Annotated in this window: 1 protein-coding gene; it reads left to right on the top strand. The window is 64.7% G+C overall.

Translation table 11 applies throughout. The features are described from left to right. Positions 1 to 748: 748 nt before the first annotated feature. Entirely contained in the window at positions 749 to 5,071 is a 4,323-nt protein-coding gene (locus MCBG_RS30855; protein ID WP_009069101.1) for a LamG domain-containing protein, read from the top strand. The last annotated feature ends 193 nt before the right edge of the window (positions 5,072 to 5,264 follow it).

The raw sequence follows: 5,264 nt of genomic DNA, 5'->3' as shown, positions 1-5,264 counted from the left end.
CGCCACCCTCCCGGGTGACGATGGGCATGACGACCCACTCGATCAGGGCGTGGGGGCAGGTCGCGCGGGGCACGACACCGAAGCAACAGGGCTTTCGTGCTGTTGAGTTGCAACTTCGAACACTTTCCTCAAGGGCACGGAAGCCCTGCCCACCCCGGGCCGAGCGCGCTTATGCGGACGCCGGACCCTGGCTCACCAACAGGCGCATACGGACACGGGGCAGCGAACTCACCCTCACCCAGCGCACGCTCGACCGGGCTCTCGCGGGGGCCAGAGCCCCGTCGAACGCTGCACGGCGCGCCGCTAAACCTGGCTGTTTCCCGTAGATCGCGCATCAGCCCGAACTGAACGACTTTCGTCGCCAAGGACGTGATCACTCTGCAGAGGAGAGGCCGGCAACGCTCATTGAGACAAGTGTGGAAAATTGACATGTCGATCTGTGCGCTTCCTTACGCTGCGCTGGATCCGTGATTTGCATCGTGGGATATGACTTGATCGGTGTCTAAGATGTCATGATTTAAGCGTATGGGTAATGCTTGGAAAGCAGGGCATTTGCATGGATGTGCCTCTGTGCGTGCATAGTGAATTTGTGTCCGTCTTGCGGCAGTTGGTCATCAGGTAGGTCGCGGCCTGTGCTCCTTGACGATGGCTCTCTTGTGATCGTTTACTCGCTCCACTTGTGTTTTTTCTGTGTGTCAGGGGTGGGGTTGTGGGGCGCGGGCGTAGAGATCGTGGGCGAGGTGTGCCTGTGGGGGGTCGTCGTCAGCGGCGTGGTGGGCGTTGGGGCGGCGTTTTGCTGGGGGCGGCGCTGACGGTGGGGTTGCTGCCGCTCGCTGCGGGTCCTGTTTCTGCCGCTGATGGCCCGGAGGCCGGTGGGACGTCGCAGCAGGCCGTCGGTGGCCCTGGCGCTGGGACGCAGGGGGAGCAGGCGGCGTCGGAGACGGATCGGGCGATTGCTGAGGCGAAGGCTTCGGGGAAGCCGGTCGAGGTGGTCTCCCGACGTGGGGAGTCGCGGGATGTGTTCGCGACGCCGGAGGGGCATTTGGAGGCGCGGGAGTACTTGCGTCCGGTGCGTACCCGCAAGGATGGTAAGTGGGTCGATGTGGACACCGACCTGGCGGTGTCCACGGACGGTGTGCGGCCGAAGGCGGCTGTGACGGATGTGACGTTCTCGGCTGGCGGTGATCAGCCGCTGGTGCGCATGGAGCGGGCGGGACGTGAACTCGCTCTGTCGTGGCCGTCCGCGTTGCCGAAGCCGCAGGTGTCGGGGGACACCGCGACGTATGCGGAGGTGCTGCCGGGTGTTGACCTGCAGATGGGTGCGCAGGTGGACGGGTTCACGCAGTTGCTTGTGGTGAAGAGTGCTCAGGCGGCGGCTAATCCGGAGCTGAAGTCGCTGAGGCTGAAGCTGGCGGCGGAGGGAATGGCGGTCAAGGAGACTGCGCAGGGCGGTCTTGAAGCCGTTGATGACGGTGCGGGCAGCGCCGTGTTCGAGGCGCCGACGCCGCAGATGTGGGATTCCTCGCCTGGGCCGGGCACGGGTGTGGGCGCGGAGGGGGCTGCGAAGGCGGCACGTTCCGCGACAGTATCTGCCGGTGCGGGGGACGGAGAGCCGGGTGCGGCGGAGTCGGGCAAGCTGGCCCCGGTCGCTGTGGAGGTGCCTGCGGGTGGCAGGGAGTTGATACTGACGCCGGACGAGGACGTACTCGCTGGCGAGGACACGCAGTATCCGGTGTTCATCGATCCGCAGTGGTACACGCCGAAGGCGTCGTCGTGGACGATGGCGTCGGAGTACTGGGCGTCGTCGCCGCAGTGGAAGTTCAACGGTGATCACGATGCGGGGATGGGTTTTTGCGGGTGGGGCTACTGCGCTCCGCAGGACACGAAGCGGCTCTTCTACCAGATCCCCGTCTCGACGTTCGCGGGGAAGTCAATCCTGTCGGCCGAGTTCGTGGTGAAGAACACGTGGTCGGCGTCGTGCGACAAGCGGAAAGTCGAGCTGTGGGAGACAAAAGGGATCTCTTCCTCGACGACGTGGAACTCGCAGAAAGCTTCGGGGTTCTGGATCAAGGAACTCGCCTCTGACTCGTTCGCGTACGGGTATGAGGGGTGTTCGGCCAAGGATGCCGAGTTCAGCGTGAAGTCGGCGGTGCAGTCGGCGGCGAACAGCAAGGCGAAGACGATGACGTTCGGCCTCCGGGCGAGCGACGAGTCTGACAAGTACGCCTGGAAGCGGTTCTCGGACAAGGCGTATTTGCGGGTGCAGTACAACCGTCCGCCGGCGCAGGTGCGGACGTCGCAGATGCTGATGGAGTACGGCGGCTCGTGCAAGCCGTCCTCGTCGCCTGTGCGGGTGCGCACCCTGGGCAAGCTGTACGTGACCAAAGTGACGGACCCGGATGGTGACAAGGTCGCTGTCGAGTTCCAGGCGAACTGGGTGGACAAGGCTGGCAAGAAGCAGTACTGGAAGCCTGCCCGGAGTGCGCTGAAGGCGTCGGGGGAGCAGTTCACCCAGGCGTTGCCGTCGACGCTTCCGGCGAACACGACGATCAACTGGTACGTGCGGGTGTGGGACGGGGCGCAGTACTCGCCGTGGTCGTACGCGGGTGATCCGCAGGCCTGCTACTTCGTTTATGACACGTCCACGCCGAAGGAGCCGACGATTGCGTCCTCCGAGTATCCGGCGTCGGACCCGGCCGACCCGGACGATCCCTGGTATGACGGCGTGGGTAAGTACGGAACGTTCGAGGTGAAGTCGAGCAGTACGGACGTGACGTCCTACTGGTACGGGATCAACGCGAATCCGTCGTCGGCGAGGAAACTGACGACGAGTGCGGGTGCTGCCAAGACGTTCAAGACCTTGCCTTCTGCCCCCGGCCTGAATTATGTGACGGCGCAGGCTTTTGACGCGGCGGGCAACGCGAGTGCTCCGCGTACATACCTCTTCAAGGTGCGGGCCGGTCAGCCCGACCGTGCCACCTGGCAGTTCGACGAGTCGACCGGGGCGAGCAAGGCGCAGGGCTCGACACCGGCACGAACGATGGACACGCATGGTGGCGTGACGCTCGGCGAGCAGGGCGCGATCGGCACAGCGGCGCACTTCAACGGGACGGACGGATACGCGTACAGCGATCTGCCGGTGGTGAATACGAGCGATGGGTTCGCGGTCTCGGCCTGGGTCAAGCTCGATAAGGTGCCGGGGCAGGCTGCGGTCGTGGCGAGCCAGACGGGTAACGACAAGCCTGGTTTCGAACTGTATTACTCCAGTAGTTACGATCGGTGGATCTTCAACCAGTACTCGGAGGACAAGCCGGGGACGGTGCCGGTCGTGCGGGCCATGTCCGCTCAGCCCGGGGATGCGAAAGCAGGGGTGTGGACGCATCTGGCGGGTTCGTACAGCTCCACGGACGACAAGCTCGCGCTGTACGTGGACGGAAAACTTGCGGGGGAGACGGCGTACAGCACTCCGTGGGAGGCGCGGCGGGGGTTCCAGATCGGAGCCGGTTCGTACGACGGTGGTGGGCGGAGCGCGTTCTTCCCGGGCCTCATCGATGAGGTGCAGGTCTTCGACAAGCCGCTGACGGTCAACGAGGTCGCGGTCCTGAAGGACAAGAAAGACGTGGGCGATCCGGGCCGTCCTGCGGTCGCTCAGTTCCCGCTCGATGAGGCCGCGGGTGCGACGAAGGTCGAGGGCCACGGTCAGGTGTTCCCGGCGAAGTACTCGGGCGGGGTGACCACCGGGGTTGAGGGTGTGACGGGCAAAGCCGCGCACTTCGACGGCACGACAGGCTACGGGCGTATAGCGCAGGACCGCGGCCCGCACCTCAACACGCAGCGCAGCTTCACCGTGTCCGCATGGGCGAAGCTGGACAAGAAGCCGGACGCCGCGGCGGACATCGCTTTGCAGGCCGGCAACTTCGCTCCTGGTCTGGAGTTGTACTACTCGTCGGCGTACGACCGGTGGGCGTTCAATCAGTACTCCGAGGATGCCGTCGGCGCGAAAGTCATCCGTGCGATGCAGCCGGACGGTACCCATGCGCAGATCGGTGAGTGGGTTCACCTGGTCGGTGTGCACGACACGGTCGCCAACACCCTGACCCTGTACGTGAACGGGGCGAAGGCCGGGACGGCAGACCTGCCGAAGGCGTGGTACGCGGACCAGTCCATGTACGTGGGCGCGGGCGTCTACAACGGCAGTACGACACCCAGCAGTTACTTCCCCGGCACGATCGACGACCTGCGTCTGTACGACCGTGTCGTCTCGCCGGAGGAGGTGTCGCAGATGGTGCGTCAGCACCCTGTGCTGAAGGGGCGCTGGAATTTCGAGTCGCTGTCGTCGACGACGCCGGTGACCTCTCCCGATCTGTCCGCGCAGGCACGTCCCATGACGCTGCACGGGGGCGCGAGCAAGGGAGAGGGATATGTCGATGATCAGGGTGTGGACCTCAACGGCACGGATGCCTATCTCTCGACCGCGACGATGCCTGTCGATACGGGGTCGAGTTTCACCGTGACGGCGTGGGCGAAGGCTGCTGCTGTGCCGGACAAGGAGAAGACCATCTTTTCCGCGGAGGCTGGCACGAGCAGCCCGTTGAGTGTGGTTTGGGTTCCGGGCTCGGCCACGACGAGTGAGCAGGGTCGTTTCGAACTCAGCATTTCCGATGCGGACTCCAAGGATGCCTCGGTCAAGCGGTTGTCCAACAACTTGTTCTACGAGGTCACCGACTGGAATCATCTGGCTGTCGTCTACGACGGTTTGCTGAAGGAAGCGCGTCTCTACGTCAACGGCGTCGTGCAGGAAGACGTCTGCGGCGATGACGACGGTGATGGCAACGCGGATGATTCCGGGTGCCAGGACCTGATCGCCTGGGGCGAGAACGTCCTTTCGCACAAGGCGACCAAGACCTTCGACGTCGGCGCCATCGTGACGGGAGGGAAGGTCGACACCGGCAGCCTCTTCCCCGGGTCCGTCGATGACGTGTGGGCTTTCCAGGGCGCGCTCGACGACAGCCAGGTGAGCTTCCTCAACATTCCCTGGGATCTCCCCACCGAGGTTCCGCCCCGTAGCTGACCGCACGGCTCAGCCCTCTCTCGTTCTTGGACCGTGCCCGGCACCCGGGCGCCCGTACGGAAAGACGTCTTGATGAGATCCCGAACGTCCCGGCGCATACGTGTCGTCAGACGGCGGTTGTCGGTGCTGCTGAGCGGCGCGCTCGCGGCCGGCCTGATACAGGCCGCCGCCTCCCCTGCCCAAGCCGCACCGG

This window comes from Micromonospora sp. M42, from assembly GCF_000568915.1.
GTDB lineage: Bacteria > Actinomycetota > Actinomycetes > Mycobacteriales > Micromonosporaceae > Micromonospora > Micromonospora chalcea.
The sequence above is the reverse complement of the archived record's forward strand: the minus strand, read 5'-3'. Positions and strand labels throughout refer to the sequence as shown.